Annotated in this window: 20 protein-coding genes; 12 read left to right on the top strand and 8 right to left on the bottom strand. The window is 67.2% G+C overall.

Translation table 11 applies throughout. The features are described 5' to 3' along the window. The first annotated feature begins 499 nt into the window (after nt 1-499). Complete coding sequence (locus ACSQ3D_RS14325) at nt 500-2,158, top strand: class I adenylate-forming enzyme family protein (protein ID WP_436127348.1); 1,659 nt, start codon at nt 500-502, stop codon at nt 2,156-2,158. Then, nucleotides 2,158-3,555, top strand: a complete 1,398-nt coding sequence (locus tag ACSQ3D_RS14320; RefSeq protein WP_436127455.1) for an MFS transporter — start codon at nt 2,158-2,160, stop codon at nt 3,553-3,555. Before ACSQ3D_RS14325 ends, ACSQ3D_RS14320 begins: the two co-directional genes overlap by 1 nt. 62 nt (nt 3,556-3,617) lie before the next feature. On the opposite strand, the gene ACSQ3D_RS14315 is transcribed toward ACSQ3D_RS14320, so the two are convergent. After that, the gene (locus ACSQ3D_RS14315; protein WP_436127347.1) at nt 3,618-4,442 is read right to left on the bottom strand and encodes an EAL domain-containing protein; all 825 of its coding nucleotides are present in this window, start codon (nt 4,440-4,442) and stop codon (nt 3,618-3,620) included. 110 nt (nt 4,443-4,552) lie between these two features. Next, a complete protein-coding gene (locus tag ACSQ3D_RS14310) occupies nt 4,553-5,662 on the bottom strand; it encodes a hypothetical protein (RefSeq protein WP_436127346.1) in 1,110 nt (369 codons plus the stop codon). A gap of 257 nt (nt 5,663-5,919) precedes the next feature. Between ACSQ3D_RS14310 and ACSQ3D_RS14305 the strand changes: the two genes are divergently transcribed. After that, nucleotides 5,920-6,579, top strand: a complete 660-nt coding sequence (locus ACSQ3D_RS14305) for a hypothetical protein (RefSeq protein ID WP_436127345.1) — start codon at nt 5,920-5,922, stop codon at nt 6,577-6,579. Between the two features lie 127 nt (nt 6,580-6,706). Here ACSQ3D_RS14305 and ACSQ3D_RS14300 read toward each other — a convergent pair whose 3' ends face one another. The 5 genes from ACSQ3D_RS14300 to ACSQ3D_RS14280 form a co-directional block, all read right to left on the bottom strand. After that, entirely contained in the window at nt 6,707-7,039 is a 333-nt protein-coding gene (locus tag ACSQ3D_RS14300; protein WP_436127344.1) for a hypothetical protein, read from the bottom strand. Nucleotides 7,040-7,080: 41 nt separating this feature from the next. Beyond that, nucleotides 7,081-8,454 (bottom strand): SH3 domain-containing protein, encoded by a 1,374-nt coding sequence (locus ACSQ3D_RS14295; protein WP_436127343.1) that lies wholly within the window; start codon nt 8,452-8,454, stop codon nt 7,081-7,083. Nucleotides 8,455-8,610: 156 nt separating this feature from the next. After that, nucleotides 8,611-10,053 carry a prephenate-dependent tRNA uridine(34) hydroxylase TrhP gene (gene trhP / locus ACSQ3D_RS14290; protein WP_436127342.1) on the bottom strand — a complete coding sequence of 481 codons (1,443 nt, stop codon included), beginning with the start codon at nt 10,051-10,053 and terminating at the stop codon, nt 8,611-8,613. 189 nt (nt 10,054-10,242) lie between these two features. Further along, nucleotides 10,243-11,208, bottom strand: a complete 966-nt coding sequence (gene ttcA, locus ACSQ3D_RS14285) for a tRNA 2-thiocytidine(32) synthetase TtcA (RefSeq protein WP_436127341.1) — start codon at nt 11,206-11,208, stop codon at nt 10,243-10,245. 191 nt (nt 11,209-11,399) lie between these two features. Then, nucleotides 11,400-12,464, bottom strand: coding sequence for a homocysteine S-methyltransferase family protein (locus ACSQ3D_RS14280; RefSeq protein ID WP_056163146.1), 1,065 nt, complete (start codon nt 12,462-12,464; stop codon nt 11,400-11,402). 349 nt (nt 12,465-12,813) lie between these two features. Here ACSQ3D_RS14280 and ACSQ3D_RS14275 point away from each other — a divergent pair, with 349 nt between their 5' ends. The 9 genes from ACSQ3D_RS14275 to ACSQ3D_RS14235 all read left to right on the top strand — a co-directional run bounded on the left by ACSQ3D_RS14275 (nt 12,814) and on the right by ACSQ3D_RS14235 (nt 22,708). Then, complete coding sequence (locus ACSQ3D_RS14275) at nt 12,814-13,053, top strand: hypothetical protein (RefSeq protein WP_200912359.1); 240 nt, start codon at nt 12,814-12,816, stop codon at nt 13,051-13,053. Nucleotides 13,054-13,171: 118 nt separating this feature from the next. Beyond that, nucleotides 13,172-13,522: an RNA recognition motif domain-containing protein gene (locus tag ACSQ3D_RS14270; RefSeq protein WP_056163143.1), complete on the top strand. Its 351-nt coding sequence runs from the start codon at nt 13,172-13,174 to the stop codon at nt 13,520-13,522. A 267-nt stretch (nt 13,523-13,789) separates the two neighbouring features. After that, entirely contained in the window at nt 13,790-15,682 is a 1,893-nt protein-coding gene (recQ, locus tag ACSQ3D_RS14265; protein WP_436127340.1) for a DNA helicase RecQ, read from the top strand. A gap of 156 nt (nt 15,683-15,838) precedes the next feature. After that, entirely contained in the window at nt 15,839-16,684 is an 846-nt protein-coding gene (locus tag ACSQ3D_RS14260) for a hypothetical protein (RefSeq protein WP_436127339.1), read from the top strand. 180 nt (nt 16,685-16,864) lie between these two features. Next, the gene (locus ACSQ3D_RS14255; RefSeq protein ID WP_436127338.1) at nt 16,865-18,088 is read left to right on the top strand and encodes a hypothetical protein; all 1,224 of its coding nucleotides are present in this window, start codon (nt 16,865-16,867) and stop codon (nt 18,086-18,088) included. A 52-nt stretch (nt 18,089-18,140) separates the two neighbouring features. After that, nucleotides 18,141-19,340, top strand: a complete 1,200-nt coding sequence (locus ACSQ3D_RS14250; protein WP_056163130.1) for a threonine ammonia-lyase — start codon at nt 18,141-18,143, stop codon at nt 19,338-19,340. A 131-nt stretch (nt 19,341-19,471) separates the two neighbouring features. Next, entirely contained in the window at nt 19,472-19,621 is a 150-nt protein-coding gene (locus ACSQ3D_RS14245; protein WP_200912360.1) for a hypothetical protein, read from the top strand. Nucleotides 19,622-19,688: 67 nt separating this feature from the next. After that, a complete protein-coding gene (gene queC, locus ACSQ3D_RS14240) occupies nt 19,689-20,396 on the top strand; it encodes a 7-cyano-7-deazaguanine synthase QueC (RefSeq protein ID WP_396504288.1) in 708 nt (235 codons plus the stop codon). 440 nt (nt 20,397-20,836) lie between these two features. Further along, nucleotides 20,837-22,708, top strand: a complete 1,872-nt coding sequence (locus tag ACSQ3D_RS14235; protein WP_056410406.1) for a phosphoenolpyruvate carboxykinase (GTP) — start codon at nt 20,837-20,839, stop codon at nt 22,706-22,708. A 214-nt stretch (nt 22,709-22,922) separates the two neighbouring features. Here ACSQ3D_RS14235 and ACSQ3D_RS14230 read toward each other — a convergent pair whose 3' ends face one another. Beyond that, on the bottom strand, nt 22,923-23,363 hold the full coding sequence (locus tag ACSQ3D_RS14230) for a hypothetical protein (protein WP_056163122.1): 441 nt from the start codon (nt 23,361-23,363) through the stop codon (nt 22,923-22,925). Between the last annotated feature and the right edge of the window lie 65 nt (nt 23,364-23,428).

Raw genomic sequence — 23,428 nt, 5'->3', positions numbered from 1 at the left:
GAGGGGGACGCACCCGGTGGACTGGCAGAGCCAGATCCACGGGTACGCTGGTAGGAGGAGCGCCCTGTGGTGGGGCGGTATGAGTTGAAAATGGCCCGGTCCCTTATTCGGGGGCTGGTCTTGAGAAAACCGCCAGTGCCGTGATCCGGTGCTGGCGGTTTTTTTGTCTGCGGGCCGGGGGCATGCGGTCTGGACCTGGGTGTTGCTGGAGCGGCAGTTGTAACTTCGAGGGTCGTGCGCAGGCTGCCCAGGACGGCGCAATGACGTTCGGTGGCCGCTCCATTTCCGGTGATTTTCTTCACGGGTCAAGGCTGGGGTTGGCCTGCTGTTGCGCGGTGGTGACGCTGTTGGCGGCGCCGCCGACCGTTTGACAAGGGAAACTTACCGCAGAGGCGAAACGGAAACCAATAGATACGCATACGTACAAATCGTCATCTCTTGCTACGAGCAGTCGTGAAAAACTTCCTTGTTTTCTTCACGGCAATTTCGGGAGATTCCGGTGGCTTTACCTTCTTTGCGCAGTTTTGTGGCGCGCTTTCTCCTCAACCGCCTGCGCACCGCGCGCTCCGTGGCCCGCCTGGCCTACCGGAGGCACCCGCACAAGCCGGCGCTTATCGACCGGCGCGGCACGCTGACGTATGCGCAGCTGCAAGACCGCGTGTACCGGCTGCAGGCCTGGATGCAGGCGCAGGGTGTGAAGAAGGGCGACGTGGTGTTCACGCTGCTGCCCGAGACCGGCGAGCAGTACGAGGCGCGCCTGGCCACATTCGAGAACGGCACCATCTTTGCCAGCTTTCACAAGCACCTGCCGGCCGACGCGGCGCTGACCACCATCGGCCGCGTCAAGCCCACGGTGTTCATCCATGACCCGGAGCTGAGTGCCCCCATCCTGCAGGCCGTGCGCGAGAAGCTGCCCGGCCTGCGCACGCTGGCCATCGGCCCGGAGTACGAGCAGGCGCTGGCCCAGCACCCGCCCTCGCCCAGCACCGTGGATGTGCACGAGGACGATATCTTCGCGCTGCACATGACCTCGGGCACCACCGGGCTGCCCAAGTCCATCGGCTACAGCAACCGCAAATACCTGGACAGCGTGCGCTTCATCGCCCGGTCCATCAACTTCACGCCGCCGGTGGGCGGGCCCGATGTGAACATGCTGGGCCTGCCGCTCACGGGGCCGGGATCGGGCCTGGTGCTGCCCACGCTGCTGTCGGGCGCCGCGCTCGTCATGCCCGAGGACTTCAGCGCCACGACGCTGGCCGCCCTCATCCAGAAGCACCGCGTGTCGCGCGCCTTCCTCTCGCCCTCGGCCATCATCGACCTGCTGGACGAGCCCACGCTCGACCAGTACGACCTGTCGTCGCTGACGCATGTGCCCTACGGCTCGGAGATGACGCCCGCACCCAAGATCGCCGAGGCCATCCGCCGCTTCGGGCCGATCTTCCAGCAGGGCTACGGCTGCCTGGAGGCGCTGCCGCCCATCACCTGGCTGCTGCCGCACCAGCATGTGGATGGAGAGGGCAACCCGCTGGGGCTGGAAGTGCTCTCCACCGTGGGCCGCGTCATGCCCGGCGTGCAGGTGGTCATCCGCAGCGACGACTTCAAGCCGCTGCCCCAGGGCGAGATGGGCCTGATCACCGTGCTGACGCCCGTGCGCTTCGACGGCTACTGGCTCGACCCCGAGAAGACGCAGGAGACCCTGCGCGACGGCTGGGTGGTGATGGGCGACCTGGGCTACTTCGACACGGCGGGCTACCTGCACGTGCTGGGACGCAGCGCGGACCGCGTCTCGCGCAACGGCCAATTGCTCAACCCGCGCGAAGTGGAAGAGGTGGCGCACACCCACCCCTCGGTCAAGGAGGCCTGCCTGGTGCAGCATGGTGCGCAGGCCGTGCTGGTGCTGAGCCTGCGCCAGAGCTGGCGCAAGGAGCACGACTGGCGCACGCTCGAAGGCGAGATCGCGCAGTACCTGGTGCAGCAGCTGCCCGCCCACCTGCAGCCGGACGATGTGCGCATCGTCGAGGAGATTCCGCGCAGCTTCCTGAACAAGATGCTGCGCCGCGAAGTGCGGCTGATGCTCGAAGCCGCGCCGCCGCGCGCAGCCGCCCCTGCGCCCACATCCGCCGCAGTGCCCGCGTCCGTCTCGGCGGTGGCACCGTGATGCACCCCAGCCACGCGCCTGGCAGCACCACGCCATCGCCCCTGACCCTCGGCACCAAGCTCAGCTACGCGGTCGGCAACGTCGGCCTGCAGATGCTGGTCGCGGCGATGAATTTCATGCTCATGATCTTCTACACCGATGTGGCCCTGGTCGCGCCTGCCGTGGCCGGCGCGGCGCTGCTGGTGGGCAAGGTGTGGGACACCGTCAACGACCCGCTGTTCGGCTGGGTGACCGACCGCACGCGCTCGCGCTGGGGCCGCCACCGCGTCTACCTCATCTACGGTGCGATCCCGCTGGGCATTGCAGCCGCTGCGGTGTGGATGGTGCCGCCGGGCCTGTCGCCCGTGGCAGCTTTTTTGTGGATCGCCATCACGTACACGGTGTTCGACACGCTCATGACGCTGGTGCAGCTGCCCTACCAGGCCATGGCCGCGAACATGACCACCGACTACGACGAGCGCACCAGCCTCACGGCCTATGCATCGATGGGCGCGCTGATCGGCTTTTTTGCCGGCAGCGTGTTCATGCCGATCCTGGTGCGGGCCGCACCCGACGCGCGCACGGGCTATGCGCTGGCGGGCTCATGCTTCGGCCTGATCGCCGGTGTGGCCGTGGCCGTGGTGGCCTGGCGCGTGCGCGAGCCCCAGGGCAGCGCCGCACCCACCGCGCAGACCGAAGCCCCCGCCGACGCACGACCCATGTGGGACAGCGTGCGCGAGACCCTGCGCACCACGCTGCGCAACCGCCCCTTTTTGCTGCTGATGAGCGCCGCGACCCTGGTGCGCCTGGGCCTCACGCTGGTGCAGGCCTCGCTCGCGTACTTCGTGATCTACCAGCTGCAGGGCGACAAGGGCGACCTGCCGCGGTACATGGGCACGCTGCTCGGCGTGGTGGGCCTGTCGCTGTTCGTGTGGAAGTACGTGGTGGACCGCTGGGAGAAGAACTGGGCGTACGTGTTGGGCCTGGTGCTGTGCGCGGGCGGCCTAGTGGCGCTGTACTGGGTGGGGCCGGGGGACCAGCGCATGGTCATGGCCATCCTGGTCGTCATCGGCATCGGCATGGGTGCGCACTGGATCGTGCCCTTTGCCATGGTGCCCGACACCATCGACCACGGCCACATGCAGGCCGGCGAGCGCAAGACGGGCATGTACTACGGGCTGTACGGCCTGATGGACAAGCTGGCGCGCACGCTGGCCACGGTGATGGTGGCCGGCATGCTCGACGTGACCGGCTACGTGCCCAACGTGGCGCAGTCGGCCAGCGCGCTGCAGGGCATCACCCTGATGACGGGCGTGCTGCCGGCGGTGTGCCTGGTGCTGGCGGTTCCGCTGCTGGTGGCCTACCCGATCACCCGCGCGCGGCACGCAGGCATCCTCTCGCGCATGGGCTCATCCTGAGTCGCTGATTCGCTGAGCCACCGCACCGCCAGCGCGCCAGCAGGGCTGCGGCTGCGGCAGGGTTACGGACGCAGCGTGTCGAACGCCGCCGCGTCCAGCGCAGCCACCGCGCGAAAGGCCGGCCGGGCAAACAGATAGCCCTGCATCAGGCGGATGCCCGTGTCGGCCAGGAAGTCGCGCTCCGCGCGGGTTTCGATGCCTTCGGCAATCACCTGGATGTCCATGTCCTCGCACAGGCGCACCAGGCTGCGCACGATGGCCTGGCGTGCCCGGTTGGTGTCCACGTGGCGGATCAGGTCCATGTCGATCTTGATGATGTCGGGCTGAAAGTCCGACAGCAGCTTCATGCCCGCATAGCCGGCGCCGAAGTCATCGATGGCGGTGCGAAAGCCGCAGCGCTGGTACTCGCGCAGGATGCTCGCAAACCACGGGCCGTCTTCGACACGCTCGCCCTCGGTGACCTCGAAGATGATCTGCTCGAGCGGAAAGCCGTGCGCCCGGGCCGCCTCCAGCGTGGTGCGGATGCAGACCTCGGGCCGGTAGATCGCGTTGGGCAGAAAGTTGATGGACACCGGCTGCGCCAGCCCCAACCGCGCAGCGCCCTTGATGGCCTTGACCCGGCAGGACTGGTCGAACCGGTAGCGGTTGCGGTCGTTCACCTGCGACAGCACGGTCATCGCGCCTTCGCCGCCCGGGCCGCGCACCAGCGCCTCGTGGGCATAGACCTCGCGGCTGTGGACATCCACTATCGGCTGGTACGCGAAGTCGAACTGAAACCCCAGGCCCTCGCCCCTGCCGCAATCCTCGCAGTCCTGCCGTGTGCCCGCCAGCGGAACGAACCCGACGGGAAACGCGGCGTGGGCGGACAGGGAGGGAAGTGCGTACATGGCTGGGTGGTCCGTTCGGTTCGTAAATTATCAGCGCTGCACCTGAACGGCCGGGCCACCACTGCGCCCGCTGCAAGCACGCGCACAGCCCGGCGATGCGCACAGGGGCTCTAGGCAGTGGGTGACGGCCCCACCGGATCGGCCGGCACCACGCCCCGCATCGCCAGGCAAAACGGCTGCACGCATTCGGCCCGCGCGGCATAGGGGCAGCCCACGGTCTCGCACAGGCCGGACGCGCCGTTGCGCGCCCGGTCTTCCTCTCGCGGCACCTGGCCGCTGGCCTGCAGCACGGCCATCTGCGTCCAGGGGTCCAGGCGGCCGGCCTGTTGCTGCGCCAGCATGTCGCGGCCATACACGGTGGCCGCCAGCTGCGGCTGAAAATCCAGCACCAGCAGCGCGCTGGTACGAGGTGCCGCAGCGTCGGCGCCCTGCAGCACCAGTGCCAGCACGCCCGACTGTAGCGCCTGGCCCCCGCCCGCAAAGGGGACCTGCAGGGCGCCCCCGGGCAGCGCGGCGGCCGCGGTGGCTGCGGAAGGGGCTGCCTGCGCGGCCAGCCAGGGCACCGGCACGCGCAGCGTGAGCGCAAAGCCGCGCGGCCCCTCGGGCGTCTGCGCCGTGCCCTGGCGCACCAGCCAGGTCTGCAGCGGAGGTTGCTCCGGGTCGATGGAGCCGTTCTCCAGCGCCTGCGCCAGGCCCACCGGCCAGGGCTGTGCGGACACCACACGCTGCGGCGCACCGCTGCTGGCCGTGACCTGCTGCACCAGCGCGCTGACCATGCGCATCAGCGGCGCGCCGAGGCCGGTGGCGGGCCAGGCGGTGCCCGACGCGGCAGATGCAGCCCCGGCCGCCATGGCAGACGTTGCAGGCGCCCCGGTGGGCAGCGGCGGCGGCGCGGGCATGCGCAGCGGCGCGGCGCCGGCTCTGGCACCACCCTGCGCGGCATCGGCCCCACCGCGCCTGGGGTCGAAGCCCGCCCCCAGCTGCTCGCGCGCCTGCGCCGAAATGCTGGCCTTGTCGGCCGGCACGGGCAGCGGGCTGGTGGGCGACGGGGGCGAGCCCGCGGTCGGAGGCGGCGCAGCCGGGTCGGCCCCGGCCGGCGCATGCGCCGCAGGTGCTTTGTCCAGGCCCAGCAGCGACGTCTGCCGCTGCAGCGCCGCCTCGGCCAGGAACTGGGCCACGGGCGGGAGCGCGCTGCGGGAGGGGTCGATGGGAAGGGCCATGCCAAGGATGCGGGGGATGGTGGATTCTGTAGCGATTCCTGCGGCATGACCAGGGTGGGCGACGACCCAACGCTCGCCGCGCAACCCGCCGCCACCGCATCCAATGGGCCGACGGCCACGCTGCCATGGCATTCAGCTATTGAATTTATAGCACCTAGCGCTCAACCAGAGCGCGGTACGGCGCATTTTTGCTTCAAAATCCGCTGTGCCTGCTCCGCCCAACACGCTGTCGGTGGCAGCCCTCGCATCCAACCGCCATGTCCCCGCGCCCCATCACACCGCAAACCCCCCAGGCCGTCTGCCCCGCGCCGCACCCGTGGGTTGCGCCTGCGCTGCTGGGCGCGGTGCTGGCATTCCTGCTGCTCAGCGCCTGGGTCTTTGCGCCCGGCTGGGAGCGCGCTTTCCGCTCCGACAACTCGCCCGCATCGTGGCTGTCGAGCGCGCTGCTGCTCACACTGTGCATCACCGCACTGCGCCTGACGGCCGAGCGCTGCCTTTCGTGGCGGCTGGGCGTGTGGCTCACGGTGGCCTTCGGCGCGCTGGCGCTGGACGAGCAGTTCATGCTGCACGAGCTGTGGAAGTTTCGCTGCCACGAGTGGCTGGATGCATGCCGGTGGGGTGTCGTGCGCGAGGCGCCAATGTTGGCGGTGGCCGTGGTGGGCCTGTGCACGCTGGTGTGGCTGCACGGGGCTTTGTCGCACCGCACTACCCGTGGCTGGCTGTGGGCCGGTTTTGCGGTGGGGCTGTTGGCGATTGGGGTGGACCAGTGGCCCGAGGTGCAGCCGCATTGGCCCTGGCTGCCCGAGCTGCCGGAGTTGCTGGCTACTTTGGAAGAGGCGCTGGAGGTGGTGGCGGAGGCGCTGGTGCTGGCGGCGTTGTTGCGGCAGCCGCGATACGGTGAGAACGAAGTACGGTGACAACACGCTTGCCGACGGCTTTGGGCCCGAAGCGGTTAGTCGCGTTTCCCCAAAGCGGTCAATCATCCTCCCCAAAAAATACCAGTGCGCCGGCCCAATGGGGAAGTTGACCTTCGCCGGACCGGCGTCAATGAACGTCTTGGCCGCCGATAATGTGCGGGAAGTTCTGATCAACGAATGACAGAACGAACTCGAAGGGCACGGCCGGCAAGCTCTGCGTTTCGGCCGCCTTGATGTAGCCCTGCCAAAATGCCCGGATCTTGGCGGGGACAGTAGGTTGGAAGTTCATTTGCTCCTCGAGCAACTGTCTCCATGTTCCCTCCGAGTTCCAGGCTCTTCGCAACATCGGCTCAAGACTGGCAAGTGTCTGCAATTGCTCCTGTCCCAACTCGCCTATCGAGTCCAGCAGGTAGCAGTCGAGAAGTCGCAGCAAATAGTTGTTGTTCTCGTACCGATCCATTCAATCATCCAATGTCTGCTTGTGGCCGACAGCTGCCCCGCTCACGTGCACTCCTGATCCACCCAATACCCCGCCCTGAACCACTGCCCGTTGATGTTCAGGTACCAACGCCATTCAAAGACCGGCTCATAGCTCATGCTGCCCGGCGCAGGTATGTCGATGCGCAGGATGTCCGCCACGCCGTCGCGGTCCAGGTCGATCTCGTGCACTGTCACGGCGGTGTTCTTGCGCTGGGGCTTGTCGCGGATGGGCGGGTCGGCGGGCATCGTCCAGCTCGTGGCGTAGCGCGTGGAGCGCACCTTCACGGCATCCGGCGGCAGCTTGCCGGGGACGACCAGGCGGGCCAGCACGTCGGCGGTGTCGGACAGTTTGGCGTAGCCGCGCACGGGCTGGGATTCTTCGCCGGGGTCGTTGAACGCGCGGCCGGGGTAGTGGCCGCCGCAGTAGTGGGCGTCGTTGCTGATGTCCCACATGCGCTGGCGCACGGCGTGCGCACCCACCAAGCCCTGCTGGGCGATGGCGTACACGGTGAGCGGCGGGGCGAATGCCTGGTCTGCGGTGCCCACGTCCCAGAAGCCCGTGACGTACTCGATCTCGGGCCCGCTGTGGCGGGCAAACCGGCCCACGGGTGTGCCTGTGGGAATGACACTGATGCGCGTGCCCGCCACGGCGGCCAGGCCGTCGGCATCGGTCTCGTGCAGCAGGGCCACGCTGTCGTGGCGACGAAAGTAGGACGGGGCGATGGCGCGCAGTACCGGCCGAGTGGCCAGGGGCGCCACGGCCGGCAGGTTGTCCACCGCGCGGGTGGCGAGCTGGACATCGGCGAGCGGGTTGACGGGTGCGCCCCGGTCGATTTCCTGCTCGGGCCGCAGCAGCACGCCGGTGCGCATCAACTTCTTGGCCGCGTCCCATTCGGGGCGCTGGGGGTACACCACCGCTGCGTCCAGCGCATGGGTTTTGGCCAGCGCCGCGATCTGCAGCGATGCGGGGCGTGGCAAGGCGTTGCCGTAGGCCCGCAAGCGGTTGGGCGACGGTGCCACCCAGAAGGCGCGGGCAGCGTCTTTACCCGCCTGGGCCAGGGTCAAGGGCTGGTCAGCGAGCAGGTTGCAGGACACATGGGCTTGCACGGGTGTCGGCAAGGCAGGGCCCAGGCGCGTGTCGCCGCGGTACAGCACGGCGCACCAGCCGTCGCGCTCGGTCAGCTGCTCCAGCGCCGTGTTGGCGGGCACCTGGGCCACCACGCGGGCCTGGGGCTGGGCGGCGTCGCGCAGGTTGACCCAGGAGCCTTGCACGTAGCGTGCTTTGGCAGGCGCAACGCTGGGGGTCTGCGCCCCTGCGCTGCCACCCGCCAACATGATCGCCGCCGCCGCCGCGGCCCAGCGAAGGCGGTGCAGGCCATCAGAAATCGTCTTCATGTGTCCGCGCCCTCGTGACTGACTGATCCAATGGACCGATACAACTGACTGATCCACATTGCCGCACTTGAAACATCCGTTCGGGCTGAGCGTATCGAAACTTCGCGCGGCGCTTCGACAGGCTCAGCGTGAACGGATGGGGTGGCGCGCCCCGCGTCAGACTGCCAACGCGGGTTCGGGCGCTGCCGCTGGCGGCTGCGCTTCGACCACCCGCGCCAGCAGCGCGCCTTCGTAGCGCGCAGGCAGCGGTATCCACACGCGCACCGGGTTGCCCTGCGCCACCGCGATGCTCTGGCCGTCCACGTTGCGCATCTGCTCGAGCCGCAGCGTGAGGTTGCCACTGGGGTGCACCACTTCCAGCAGGTCGCCCACGGCAAAGTGGTTCTTGGTTTCGACCTGCACCCAGTCACCGCTCAGGCCCGCTGCAGCCAGGCCCTCGGCGCCCAGCACTTCGCCCACGAACTGGCTGCGCTGCGTGGCCGAGTGGCCGTTGATGTAGTTCTGGTAGTCGTTGCTGGGGCGGCGCTCCAGCAGGCCGCCGGTGTAGCCGCGGTTGGACAGGCCTTCCAGCTCGATGAGCAGCTCGGGGTTGAACGGCCGGCCGGCCACGGCGTCGTCGATGGCGCGGCGGTAGACCTGGGCGGTGCGGGCCACGTAGTACAGGCTCTTGGTGCGGCCCTCGATCTTGAGCGAATCGACGCCGATCTGCGCCAGGCGCGCCACGTGCTCCACCGCGCGCAGGTCCTTGCTGTTCATGATGTACGTGCCGTGCTCGTCTTCCATGATGGGCATCATCTGCCCGGGGCGGCCGGCTTCCTCGATGAGGTAGACCTTGTCGGCCTTGGGGTGGCGCTCGCCGTTGCCGGTGGTCGATGCAAAGGCCTGTTCGGCTTTCTGCTGCGCGGCCTCGAAGTTGAAGTCGCCGTCCATCTTCTGGGCGATGGCTTCGCCGGTGGTGGGGTCGATGTCGGCGTCGTGGGTGGCGTAGTTCCAGCGGCAGGCGTTGGTGCAGGTGCCCTGGTTGGGGTCGCGGTGGTTGAAATAGCCGCTGAGCAAACACCGGCCCGAGTACGCGATGCACAGCGCGCCGTGCACGAAGACCTCCAGCTCCATGTCGGGGCATTCCTGGCGGATTTTCTCGATCTCGTCGAGGCTGAGTTCGCGCGAGAGGATGACGCGCTCCACGCCCATCTTCTGCCAGAACTTCACCGCCGCCCAGTTGGTGGTGTTGGCCTGCACCGAGAGGTGCACCACCTGCTCGGGCCACTTCTCCTTGACCATCATGATCAGGCCCGCGTCGGCCATGATGAGGGCGTCGGGCTGGCAGTCGATGACGGGCTCGATGTCGCGCAGGTAGGTGCGGATCTTGTCGTTGTGCGCAATGAGGTTGCTGGTGACGAAGAACTTCTTGCCGCGTGCATGGGCCTCGCTGATGCCTTGGCGGATCTGCTCGAGCTTGAACTCGTTGTTGCGCGCGCGCAGGGAGTAGCGCGGCTGGCCGGCGTACACGGCGTCGGCGCCAAAGTCGTAGGCGGCGCGCATCTTGTCGAGCGAGCCGGCGGGCAGCAGGAGTTCGGGGGCTTTGAGGAGGGTGGTCATGGGGTGCCTCTGGATGCGTGGTGAGGGCGGATGAGGACGGACGGGTGCGGATCTGCCAGTTCACACCCCACCCGTTCGGCCTGAGCCTGTCGAAGGCTCGCACCTGGCTTCGACAGGCTCAGCCCGAACGGTCCGGGGGGTGCAAACGCAGTCAATAAAACCATGGCGATGGAGTGCATCGGACAGGGGTCAGCGGGGCATCACCGAGAGGCCCGCCAGCGTGCCCACGGCCTGCGCCGGAAACTCTGGCGCATCGAACGCCTTGTCGCCATCGGCGTCCTGCACGCCATTGGGCACCATGCCCTTGAAGTCGAACTGGCGCGGGTCCATGAAGTGCGAAGGCACCAGGTTGCGCAGCGCCACGGCCATGTTCTCGATGCGGCCGGGGTACAGCTGCTGCCAGTCGCGCAGCATCTGGCCGATCTGCTTGCGCTGCAGGTTCTCCTGGCTGCCGCACAGCGTGCACGGGATGATGGGGAAGGCGCGGATGTCCGCCCAGCGGCTGAGGTCGTCTTCGGCCACGTAGGCCAGCGGGCGGATGATGAGGTGGTCGCCGCGGTCGCTCTGCACCTTGGGCGGCATGCCCTTGAGCTTGCCGCCGAAGAACATGTTGAGGAAGAACGTTTGCAGCATGTCGTCGCGGTGGTGGCCCAGCGCGATCTTCGTACACCCCAGCTCGTCGGCCACGCGATACAGGATGCCCCGGCGCAGGCGGCTGCACAGGCTGCACATGGTCTTGCCTTCGGGGATGTGCTCCTTGACGACGCTGTAGGTGTCCTGCGTTTCGATGTGGAAGGGCACGCCCACCTTCGCCAGGTAGTCGGGCAGCACATGGGCCGGAAAGCCGGGCTGCTTCTGGTCGAGGTTGACGGCGATCAGCTCGAACTTGTGGCCGTTGCGCTGCTGCAGCATGCGCAGCACGTCGAGCATGGCGTAGCTGTCCTTGCCGCCGGAGACGCACACCATGACTTTGTCGCCGTCTTCGATGAGGCCGAAGTCGCCGATGGCCTGGGCGACCTGGCGGACCAGGCGCTTTTCGAGCTTGAGCGCGGCGTGGGCGGCGGCTTTCTCGGCGGCGGCTGCGCTGTCTTCTGCGCTGTCTTGTGCGCTGTCGGCGTCAGCAGGCGTTTCAAGGAGGGTGGCGGGTTCGGACATGGAAAAGCAGGCCGGGGTGTGGGGCAAGGGAAAAGACAAAGTTCAGCCGAAGGCGTCAGAGCCTGTGGAATGTGCCGCAGAGTCGGTCGCCCGGCAATGCGCTACCGCACGGCAGCAGTTTTCAGTTGCTACTGTTTTTATAGCTACTGCCGCTGGACGAACAAGCGGTAGCAGCCTATTTCATCCAAAAATCAGGCTTCGGCGGGGTAGAACATCTTGCGCGTGGGCACGGTCTCCACCGCCTTGGCGATGGCGCCGATGTGGTCCGGCGTGGTGCCGCAGCAGCCGCCCAGGATGTTGACCAGCCCCTCGGCCGCGAACTCGTGCACCAGGCGGCTGGTGATCTCGGGGGTTTCGTCGAAGCCGGTGTCGCTCATGGGGTTGGGCAGGCCGGCGTTGGGGTAGCAGCTGATGAAGGTGTCCTCGGCCACGCGGTTGAGCTCCTGGATGTAGGGGCGCATCAGCGTAGCGCCCAGGGCGCAGTTCAGGCCGATGGCCAGCGGGCGCGAATGGCGCACGCTGTGCCAGAAGGCGGTCACGGTCTGGCCGCTCAGGATGCGGCCCGACGCGTCGGTGACCGTGCCGCTGATGATGAGCGGCAGCCGCTGGCCGCTGTTCTCGAAGTACTCGTCGATGGCGAACAGCGCGGCCTTGGCGTTCAGCGTGTCGAAGATCGTCTCGACCAGCAGCACGTCGGAGCCGCCCTCGACCAGCGCCTCGGTCTGCTCGTAGTACGCGGCGCGCAGCTGCTCGAAGTCGACATTGCGCGCGCCCGGGTCGTTCACGTCAGGGCTGATGCTGGCCGTCTTGGGCGTGGGGCCCAGGGCGCCGGCCACGAAACGGGGCTTGTCGGGCGTGCTGTACTTGTCGCAGGCGGCGCGGGCGAGCTGGGCGGAGCGCAGGTTCATCTCGCGCGCCAGCCCGGCCATGTGGTAGTCGTCCTGCGCGATGGTGGTCGCGCCGAAGGTGTTGGTCTCGATGAGGTCGGCGCCGGCGGCGAGGTACCGCTCGTGGATGTCGCTGATCACGTCGGGCCGGGTGAGCGAGAGCAGCTCGTTGTTGCCCTTGACGTCGTACGCAAAGTCTGTGAACCGGTCGCCCGCCCCGCCGGGGCCGCTGTAGCCCTCGCCCCGGTACTGCGCCTCGCCCAGCTTGAAGCGCTGGATCATGGTGCCCATGGCGCCGTCGAGGATGACGATGCGTTGGGCAAGGATGTCGGGCAGCTGCGCGGCGCGGGTGTAGTGAAGGGCTTGCATAGCCCCGTATTGTAGAAAGCCGGGGCCCACAGGGCGGTGTGCAGGGCTGCTGCAGTGCCCGGAGTGCGGAAACCGGTAGAAAAACCTTCCAGGACGCACCCGGCGCTTTTTAGAACCATCAATAATATTGATCGACTTTTAAATTCCAATGGGATATAATTTGCCTTGCTGCAGTCACGGCTTCCAAGCCGCGCCGCCGCAGCAACGCCTGCTCAAAGACCGCTAGCAACACGTCTTTGCCACTGCAGGTGCGTTGTGCGACATGTGTCGCCCCAGTGGGCCTGCTAGAGCTGCAGCCCGCCGAGCCCCTTGATGCTCACGCAGGCCAATGTTCCGCCTGCGATATTGAATGAACCAGATTTCACAGACCGCCATTTCCATGGGCAAGTACGTCGTTTCGCCCGCGACACACCCGACCGACTGCGGCCGCTTCCGCGCCTCCTTCTCGGTCCATCGTTCAGAGAGCAAGGGCAGCTACTGCCGCGTGTTCCGTTTTGACAAGGTCTTTGCATCGCGCGAAGCCGCCCGGCTGTTCGCAGTCACCCAGGGCTGGCTGCAGGCGTGCATGCCGCACCCTCCGATGTGCTGATGGTCTGCACGCTGCAGATTCCATCCGCCTCCCCCGTGGTTGCGGGCTCCTCCCGGTCCGCACACCCACCCCAACGGTACGCCCTTCGCTGCGCGCCATCCTTTAGAAAGACTCTCCCATGAGCACCAAGATCTATGTGGGCAACCTGCCCTACTCCGTGACCGATTCCAGCCTGGAAAGCAACTTCGCCGAGTTCGGCGGCGTGTCTTCCGCCAAGGTCATGATGGACCGCGAAACCGGCCGCTCCAAGGGCTTCGGCTTTGTCGAAATGGCCAACGCCGAAGTCGCCCAGGCCGCCATCACCGCGCTGCACGGCATGTCGGTCGACGGCCGCTCCATCGTCGTGAACCTGGCCCGCCCACGCGAAGACAACCGCAGCTCGGGTGGCTACAGCGACGCAGGCTACAACGCCGGCAAGCGCTCGGACGTGGGCTACGGCAACGGCGGCTTCGGCGGCGGCCGCTACTGAACCGGGTCTTCCCGTGTCCTGAAAACCGGCTCTGTGGAGCCGGTTTTTTTTCGCCCCGGCCACGGCGCCCCGCCAGCCGCTGTGCCGCGGCCGGGGCCCTTGCGGGGCTTGGCCGCGGCGGTCCTGATGCCGGCTGTGGGGACGTGCGCGGTGCCCGGCGCACAATAGCCCCTTCGCCTGCGGGCGCGCCTGCCGCGAAATATTGATCCAATTGGCCTCTACCGCTTGCCAGGCAAGCGCTGGCAGCTATCAAATTCAGAGTATCCGTTGTCGTCCTCCCGCCTGTCCTCCGCCCCCTCCGCATCCCCCGCCCACACCGTCCTGCAGGACGTCTTCGGCTACGAGCAGTTCCGCGGCCCGCAGCAGGCCATCGTCGAGCATGTGATCGGCGGGAGCGACGCGCTGGTGCTGATGCCCACCGGGGGCGGCAAGAGCCTGTGCTACCAGGTGCCGGCCATCGTGCGCCAGCAGCAGGGGCGCGGGGTGACCATCGTGATCTCGCCACTGATCGCGCTGATGCACGACCAGGTGGGCGCGCTGCACGAGGCGGGCGTGGAGGCGGCGTTCCTCAACTCCACGCTGAGCTACGACGAAGCGCAGGACGTGGAGTTTCGCCTGCAGACGGGCGCCATCACGCTGCTGTATGCCGCGCCCGAACGGCTGAACACGCCGCGCTTCCTCGGTCTGCTGGACGACCTGTACCAGCAGGGCGTGCTGAGCCTGTTTGCCATCGACGAGGCGCACTGCGTGAGCCAGTGGGGCCACGACTTCCGCCCCGAGTACCGGGCGCTCACGGTGCTGCACGAGCGCTATGCGGGCGTGCCGCGCATCGCGCTCACGGCCACGGCCGACGACCTCACGCGCGCCGACATCATCGAGCGGCTGCAGCTGGAAGACGCGCGGCTGTTCATCAGCAGCTTCGACCGGCCCAACATCCGCTACCGCATCGAGGAAAAAAAGGACGTCACCACGCAGCTGCTGCGCTTCATCGAGCGCGAGCATGCGGGCGAAGCCGGCGTGGTGTACTGCCAGTCCAGAAAGCGCGTGGAAGAGCTGGCGGCCACGCTGAGCGACGCGGGCGTCAACGCCCTGCCCTACCACGCGGGCCTCGATACCAAGGTGCGCCAGAAGAACCAGGACCGCTTCCTGCGCGAAGAGGGCATCGTGATGGTGGCCACCATCGCGTTCGGCATGGGCATCGACAAGCCCGACGTGCGCTTCGTGGCGCACGTGGACATGCCCAAGAACATCGAGGGCTACTACCAGGAGACCGGCCGCGCGGGCCGCGACGGCCTGAATGCCGATGCCTGGATGGCCTATGGCCTGAACGACGTGGTCAACCAGCGCCGCATGATCGACGAGAGCCCGGCGGGCGAGGAGTTCAAGCAGGCGCTGCGCGGCAAGCTCGACGCGCTGCTGGCGCTGGCCGAGGCCACCGACTGCCGCCGCGTGCGGCTGCTGGCCTACTTCGGCGAACAGTCCACGCCCTGCGGCAACTGCGACAACTGCATCAGCCCGCCCGCGGTGTGGGATGCCACCGATGCCGCGCGCAAGCTGCTGTCCACCATCTACCGCGTGAACCAGGCCAGCGGCATCAGCTTTGGCACGGGGCACATCATGGACATCCTGCGCGGCAAGAAGACCGAGAAGGTCGCGCAGTTCGGGCACGAGAAGATCTCTACCTTCGGCATCGGCGCGGACCTGACCGAGCCCCAGCTGCGCGGCGTGCTGCGCCAGCTGATCGCCACCGGCGCGCTGGGCCTGCAGAAGTTGATGCTGGACAGCGGCCACAGCTTCGACACCCTGTGCCTCACCGAAGGCTCGCGCGCCGTGCTCAAGGGCGAGGTGCCGGTGCAGCTGCGCGAATCGGTGTCGTCCGCACCGGCCAAGCGCGCCCGCAAGGGCAGCGCCCCTCCGGCCGCCGCCGCCAACCTGGGCCCGGACGCCCAGGTGCGCTTCATCAACCTCAAGTCCTGGCGCGCCGAAGTCGCGCGCGAGCACAACCTGCCGGCGTACGTGATCTTTCACGACGCCACGCTGGCGGCAATTGCCGAGCGCAACCCGACCACGCTGGACGACCTGCAGGGCATCAGCGGCATGGGCGCGAAGAAGCTCGATGCCTACGGGGCGGAGGTGCTCAGGGTGTGCACGAACGCCTGATCGCCCGGGGTTGAAGCCCTGATGCCGCGTTGGGTTTCATCGCCCGGTGCCGGGCATTCGGCAGTGTCTCCTGCCGTTGCAGGCAGAGACCGTCTTGCGGATCGGCTATAACCTTCCTCGCCTCGAAGGGAGGTTCAACCAATGAGAAAGACGCGGATGTTCAAGAAAATTCTGGGGGTCGTCGCACTGTTGGGTGCAGGTCTGGCGCAGGCGTTCTCCCCCCAAGCGGGTACCTGGATCGTGACGTCGGAGATGGACGGCAAGCCCGGCCGGGGCTTCGGCATCGACGTGCAGAACACCACGCTGGTGATGCAGATGTATGCGTACGAGAACAGCGGCCAGTCGACCTTCTACCTCGCCGTGGGCGACATGGTGGACAACAAGGTGACGGCACCGCTGAACAAGTACACCGGCGGCCGGTTCTTCGGCAGTGGTGCCCGCTCGGGCACGGCGGCAGGAAGCCCGGGCAACGTGACCGTGCGATTCACCACGGGCACCACGGGGTTCATCACCTTTCCGAACGAGCCCGAAGTGGCGATTGCACGCTTCAACTTCGGTTACGGCGCCGTGGCGGAGAGCCTGCGCGGCTTCTGGACGCTGAACTCCATCGGCAGCGAAGGCCTGCAGTCGGACCTGGTGGAATTCAACACCAACCTGGGCGCGACCAGCAACGGCAACGGCCTGATGGCCAACACCGCCCAGAGTTTCGGTTGCGAGCATCAGGTGCGTGGCGCACTGAGCGGCAATGTGCTGTGCATCAAGATCAACTCCAGCAACCAGGTCGTGCGCACCTATGTCTTCATCTACAGCGTGAACGAAGGCGAAGGCTACTCGGTGGCGTCTGCCAACAGCGCACAGCAGACGCTGTACATCCGCCGCCTGACCACGCCCAAGGGTGTGGGCACCGGCCTGCTGTACAAGAATGCGGAAGTGGGCTCGGGCAATGCATCCGCCTTGCAGCAGCACATCGAACACATCTCCCAGTTCGGCGTGCCCCAGTAAACACGCAGCGTCTTTGGTGTGGCGGGTGCCTCTCGGGCAACCCGCACCCGGGGCCGAGCCCTGCGCGGTGGGGCACGGCCCCACACCACGCAGGCGCGGCCCGGTGCTGCACCGTTGCCGATGCATCGGCGCCTGGCATGCCCCCGGGCGCCTCTATCGCCACACCCACTGCCAGACACCGTGCTCAATTTCTTCAAGAATCTCTTTCACCGCCCCCTCAGCGCAGACAAGTTCGCCGACATCGCGCTGGAGGCACTGCGGCGCACCTGGCCAGAACACACCTTCACGCTGGACCGGGAAAGATTCCAGATCCGGCAGTCCGACGGGCTGTTGATCAATCTGCACAACATCTTCACGGACTACCGCCGTGCCGACCCGGCGATGCGACAGCAGCAGCTGGACCGCTTCGTCCGGGGCATGGTGTCTGCAGGCAGCTCGGAGGATGTCTACGAAGAGGTCAAGGACCGGCTGCTGCCCGTGCTGAGAAACCTGTCGGGCGTGGATCTGATGCGCATCGATGCAGGCGATGAAAAAGCACTGTCGGACATCATGTGCTTTCGCCCCTTGTCGGACGACCTGGGCATTGCCTTGGCCATCGACAGCGAGCTGAACATCAAGCAGATCGGCGACGATGCATTGAAGCGCTGGAACAAGACATTCGACGAAGTGCTGCTGGTGGCCGTCGACAACCTTCGCCACCAGGCGGCTCCCGCGTTCCATGAGATCAGCCGCGGGCTGTTCGGGTCGCACTACGGCGACTACTACGACGCCGCACGCATCCTGGTGCACGAGCTGGTCTGGCAGTTGCCCGTTGGCGCGCAGCCGGTGGCGATGGTGCCCAACCGCAGTTGCCTGCTGGTCTGCGGCGCAGACAACGAAGCCGCCTTGATCGAGATGGTCGGCCAGGCCCGCCGCATCCTCTTCGAGGAATCGCGGCCCTTGTCCGCCGACATGTTCACCCTGACCGACAAGACCTGGGCCCCGTGGACGCCACCCGGCGAGGCGGGGCAGGCGCTGAAGCGTTTGCAGCGCGAGCTTCTGGCCAGCGGCTACGCCGAGCAGAAGCAGGCGATGGACATCGCGCAAGAGCAGGCGGGCACGGATGTGTTCGTTGCCACGCACACGCTGGTGGAAAGGTCTGCAGACGGGCAGCTCATCAGCTACGCCGTCCTGCCTCGGGACGTCCATACCTGGCTGCCCACGGCGGATCTGGTCCTGCTGAGTGAAGGGGAAGGTGCAGATCCGCTGATCGTCACCATGGCGGACTTTCTGGAGATCGCAGGCTCCGGTGCCCAGCGGTTGCCGTATGTGCTGCCGCGGTATGAGGTGGTGGAGTTCCCGGATGCGGAATGCATGGAGAGGCTGCGGGCCAGGGCCACCAGCATGGACGCGGTCGACGTGTGATGGCGCACCCGCCCTGCGGCCACCGCGCCCCGGGCTGCGCCACAATGGCGCCATGCTGACCCTCCAAGACATCCGCGACGCCGCCACCCGCCTGCAGGGCCATGTGCTCGATACCCCGTGCGTCGAATCGAAAACGCTCTCGCAGATCGTGGGGGCGCAGGTGTTCCTCAAGTTCGAGAACCTGCAGTTCACCGCGTCCTTCAAGGAGCGCGGCGCGTGCAACCGGCTCACGCTGCTGTCCGACGAAGAGCGCGCCCGCGGCGTGGTGGCCATGAGCGCCGGCAACCACGCGCAGGGCGTGGCCTACCATGCGCAGCGCCTGGGGCTGCGCGCGGTGATCGTGATGCCGCGCTTCACGCCCGGCGTGAAGGTGGAGCGCACCCGCGGCTTCGGCGCCGAGGTCGTGCTGCATGGCGATACGCTGGAAGAAGCCCGCGCCCATGCCTATGCGCTGGCCGATGCGCAGGGGCTGACCTTCGTGCACCCCTACGACGATGAAGGCGTGGCGGCCGGCCAGGGCACGCTGGGCCTGGAGATGCTGCAGGCCGTGCCCGACCTGGACACGCTGGTGATCGCGGTGGGCGGCGGCGGGCTGATCTCGGGCGTGGCGACGGCGGCCAAGGCCATCCAGCCCGGCATCGAGATCGTGGGCGTGCAGACCACGCGCTTTCCGGCCATGGTGAATGCGGTCCAGGGCACCCGCCACCCGCAGGGCACATCCACCATCGCCGAAGGCATCGCCGTGGGCACGCCCGGCAAGATCACGCAGGAGATCGTCAAGCGCCTGGTGGACGACCTGGTGCTGGTGGATGAAGGCGACATCGAGCAGGCCGTGCTGATGCTGCTGGAGATCGAGAAGACCCTGGTCGAAGGCGCGGGCGCTGCGGGCTTGGCCGCATTGTTGCGCTACCCCGAGCGCTTCAAGGGCAAGCGCGTGGGCCTGGTGCTGTGCGGCGGCAACATCGACCCGCTGCTGCTGGCCGCGATCATCGAGCGCGGCATGGTGCGGTCCGGCCGCCTGGCGCGCATCAAGGTCAGCGCGCGCGACGTGCCCGGCGTGCTGGCGCGCATCACGGCCACCGTGGCCGACGCGGGCGCCAACATCGAAGAAGTGCACCACCAGCGCGCCTTCACCATGCTGGCGGCGCAGAACGTGGAGATCGAACTCGTGCTGCAGACCCGGGGCAAGACGCACATCGACGATGTGCTGGGTCGCCTGCGCGAGGCGGGCATGGAGGCGGCGCTGATCTGAGAACCGGCCGGCGATGGGCAGGGGTTTGCGCACGCGTGATCCTCTGCGGCACGGCGAACCGGTCCCGCCGTTTGGAGTGCGCGCCGCTCGCGGCTAGAATTGCGCAAGTTTTAAGCATCTGGAGCCGCCCCATGTCCGAACACAACACCGCACACGCACCCGCCGAATCCCACCCCCACGACCCCGTGGAGAACGTGGTCCACGTGGCCCCGGTCGTGCTGCCCGTGGTGGGCGGCGTGCTGATCTTCCTGCTGGCGTTCATCGCCGTGTACATGGCCTGAGCCACCGGAACATCGCCACAAGCCCCGCGCTGCGGGGCTTTTTTTTGCCCACGCCAGGAGCCTTGCCATGCGACCCGGACACGCCCTCGTTCTTTTCTCCGGTGGACAGGACTCCACCACCTGCCTGGCCTGGGCGCTCACCCAGTTCGCCCATGTGGAGACCATCGGCTTCGACTACGGCCAGCGCCACCATGTGGAGCTGCAGGCGCGCCAGACGGTGCTGGCGCAGATGCGCGAGCGTTTTCCGCAGTGGCGCGAGCGCCTCGGCGAGGATCACATGCTCGACCTGGCCGTGCTGGGCCACATCAGCGACACCGCGCTGACCAGCGATGCCGAGATCCAGATGACGGCCGCCGGGCTGCCCAACACCTTCGTGCCCGGCCGCAACCTGCTTTTCTTCAACCTGGCGGCTGCGGTGGGCTACCGGCGCGGCCTGCACACCCTGGTGGGCGGCATGTGCGAGACCGACTTTTCAGGCTACCCCGACTGCCGCGACGACACGCTCAAGGCCCTGCAGGTGGCCGTGTCGCTGGGCATGGGGCAGCGCTTCACGTTCGACACGCCGCTCATGTGGCTGGACAAGGCCGACACCTGGGAGCTGGCCCGCACCCTGGGTGGGGACGCGCTGGTGGACCTGATCATCACCGAGTCGCACACCTGCTACCACGGCGTGCGCGGCACGCTGCATGCCTGGGGGCATGGCTGCGGCACCTGCCCCGCCTGCGAATTGCGCAAGGCCGGGTACGAGCGCTGGAGTGGACAGAAGACCCCCTGAGTCGCCTGCGGCGCCTCGGTGGCGCGCGTCAAAGGGCGGCCTCCTGTGCCTGTCCACGCCTGTGCAGGCAGGCTCGGAGCCGCGGGCCTGCGCCGCCGAAGGGGCGCATCCGCAGTGACCTGGCTGCCAGCTCCACGGGGCACTGGCGTTGCGCGCGCCGGTTTTTGGCCGCATAACCCCATGCATCTTTTGCATAATTTTGGGCCGAGTCTGACAGACAAGTCGGCAGCAGATTCATAAAATTGACATCCCAGCCGACCCGCGGACTCCGTGGAATAGCCGCCACACCGTGGGGCTGACCCCTGCGCCCGCCCGCCGACTGAGCACGAAAGCCGTTTTTTCAAAGGCAGCGCTCAGCATCGCACCTGCGCCAGGCCTTGCCGCGTACCACCGGGTTCGCTTCCTTTGAAAAAACTGTTTTTTAACTTAGGAAGCTCCCGATGAACGCACCCACCATGCAGGGCCTGAATCTCAACGCCCCCACCTACGTGAAGAACGCCCGGCTGCTCGCCTGGGTGGCCGACATGGCCGCCCTGTGCAAGCCCGAAAGCATCTACTGGTGCGATGGCACGAAGGAAGAGTACGACCGCCTGTGCCAGCAGCTGGTCGATGCCGGCACCTTCAAGAAGCTCAACCCCGCCAAGCGCCCTGGCAGCTTCCTGGCCTGGTCCGACCCGTCGGACGTGGCCCGCGTGGAAGACCGCACCTACATCTGCTCGGCCGCCAAGGAAGACGCCGGCCCCACCAACAACTGGATGGCCCCCGCCGAGATGCGCGCCACGCTGCAGCCCCTGTTCGACGGCTGCATGAAGGGCCGCACCATGTACGTGGTGCCTTTCAGCATGGGCCCGCTGGGCAGCCACATCGCCCACATCGGCGTAGAGCTGACCGACAGCGCCTACGTGGCCGTGAACCAGCGCCTGATGACCCGCATGGGCAAGGCCGTGTACGACGTGCTGGGCGTGGAAGGCGAGTTCGTGCCCTGCATGCACACCGTGGGCGCCCCCCTGGCCGACGGCGAGAAGGACACCACGAGCTGGCCCTGCAACCCCAAGGTCAAGTACATCGTGCACTACCCCGAAACGCGCGAGATCTGGTCGTACGGCTCGGGCTACGGCGGCAACGCGCTGCTGGGCAAGAAGTGCCTGGCCCTGCGCATCGCATCGACCATGGGCCGCGACCAGGGCTGGCTGGCCGAGCACATGCTCATCCTGGGCGTGACCAACCCCGCCGGCAAGAAGTACCACGTGGCTGCGGCCTTCCCCAGCGCCTGCGGCAAGACCAACTTCTCGATGCTGGTGCCGCCCGAGGCAGGCTTTGCCGGCTGGAAGGTCACCACCATCGGCGACGACATCGCCTGGATCAAGCCCAACGCCGACGGCAAGATGGTCGCCATCAATCCCGAAGCCGGCTACTTCGGCGTGGCCCCCGGCACCAACATGCACACCAACCCCAACTGCATGAAGAGCCTGGACAAGGATGTGATCTTCACCAACGTGGCCCTCACGGACGACGGCGACGTGTGGTGGGAAGGCATGGAAAAGGACACCGGCAAGCTGCCCGACCACCTGATCGACTGGCAAGGCAAGGACTGGACGCCCCAGATCGCCAAGGAAACCGGCGCCAAGGCCGCCCACCCCAACTCCCGCTTCACGGTGGCTGCCGCCAACAACCCCGCGCTCGATGCGCAGTGGGACGACGCCAACGGCGTCGCGATCGACGCGTTCATCTTCGGCGGCCGCCGCTCCACCACCGTGCCCCTGGTAACGGAAGCCCGCACCTGGACGGAAGGCGTGTACATGGCCGCGACCATGGGCTCGGAGACCACCGCCGCCGCCTTCGGCGCCCAGGGCGTGGTGCGCCGCGACCCGTTCGCCATGCTGCCGTTCTGCGGCTACAACATGAGCGACTACTTCCAGCACTGGCTCGACATGGAAGGCAAGATCGCCGCCACCGGCAAGCCGCTGCCCAAGGTCTTCTGCGTGAACTGGTTCCGCAAGGACGAGGCCGGCAAGTTCGTCTGGCCCGGCTACGGCGACAACATGCGCGTGCTCAAGTGGATGATCGACCGCATCGAAGGCACGGCCCAGGGCACGGAGACGATGTTCGGTGTGGCACCCCAGTACGCCGAGATCAACTGGACAGGCATCGACTTCAATGCCCAGCAGTTCGAAGCCGTGACGCACATCGACAAGGCCGCCTGGGCCGAGGAGTTCAAGCTGCACGACGCGCATTTCGAGCAACTGGCGTACCACCTGCCCAAGGCGCTGCTCGATACCAAGGCCGCCCTGGAAAAGCGCCTCGCGGCTTGATCCGGTAGCCTGCCCGGCCCCGCAGCCGGGTCAGCCCCGCCCCTGAAAACCGCCCCGTCTGGTGACCGGGCGGTTTTTTTTGATGCCTGCCTTTCCCGTATGCGCCTCGGGCGCGTGCCGCGCCAAGCCTCGGGGCACAAAAAAAGCCGTGGCGCGAACGCCACGGCTTTCAAAGTAGTTCGGCGGATCGTGCGGCCTGGCCGCACGGTCCATCTCAGTAGTACTTGCGGATGTCGCTCACCGTGGCGATGCCCATGGCGTGGTTCAGTTCAGCCATGATGCGGGGGTCCTTCATGGCGACTTGCCAGGTGCGCTCGTCTTCGGCAGCGCGGCGGCGGTTTTCGGTAAAGGCCTTGCCAGCCACGCGCAGGACAGCGCTGGCGCGGCGGGCTGGCGACGTCAGCAGGGCCAGGGCGGCGAAGGCGACGAGCCACAGCACCATCCAGGCAGCCAGCAGGTGGCCTTCAGTCCAGGTGTCGACCACCTGGTGGGCTACCACCAGCAGTGCGGACACCACGGCAGCCAGCAGGAGGGTGGCAGCGCCACGGGCGCCGTCAAATTGGGTGGCAGCGCGCTTCAGGGCAGCGGCGGCGTTTTCGGCGCGTACAACGCCAAGGTGTTCGGTGGGGTAGTCAACGTGTGCGAAGGTGGTCATTTCGGTTTCCCTTTTCTAACGCTTGTGGCGTGATTGCCGGGCGATGGGGTGATATTAGGGTTTAC

The sequence above is a fragment of the Acidovorax sp. LjRoot117 genome (genome assembly GCF_964252695.1).
In the GTDB taxonomy this organism is placed as follows: domain Bacteria; phylum Pseudomonadota; class Gammaproteobacteria; order Burkholderiales; family Burkholderiaceae_C; genus Acidovorax.
Note: the sequence above shows the minus strand (reverse complement) of the source record. Positions and strands in the feature narration are given on the sequence as shown.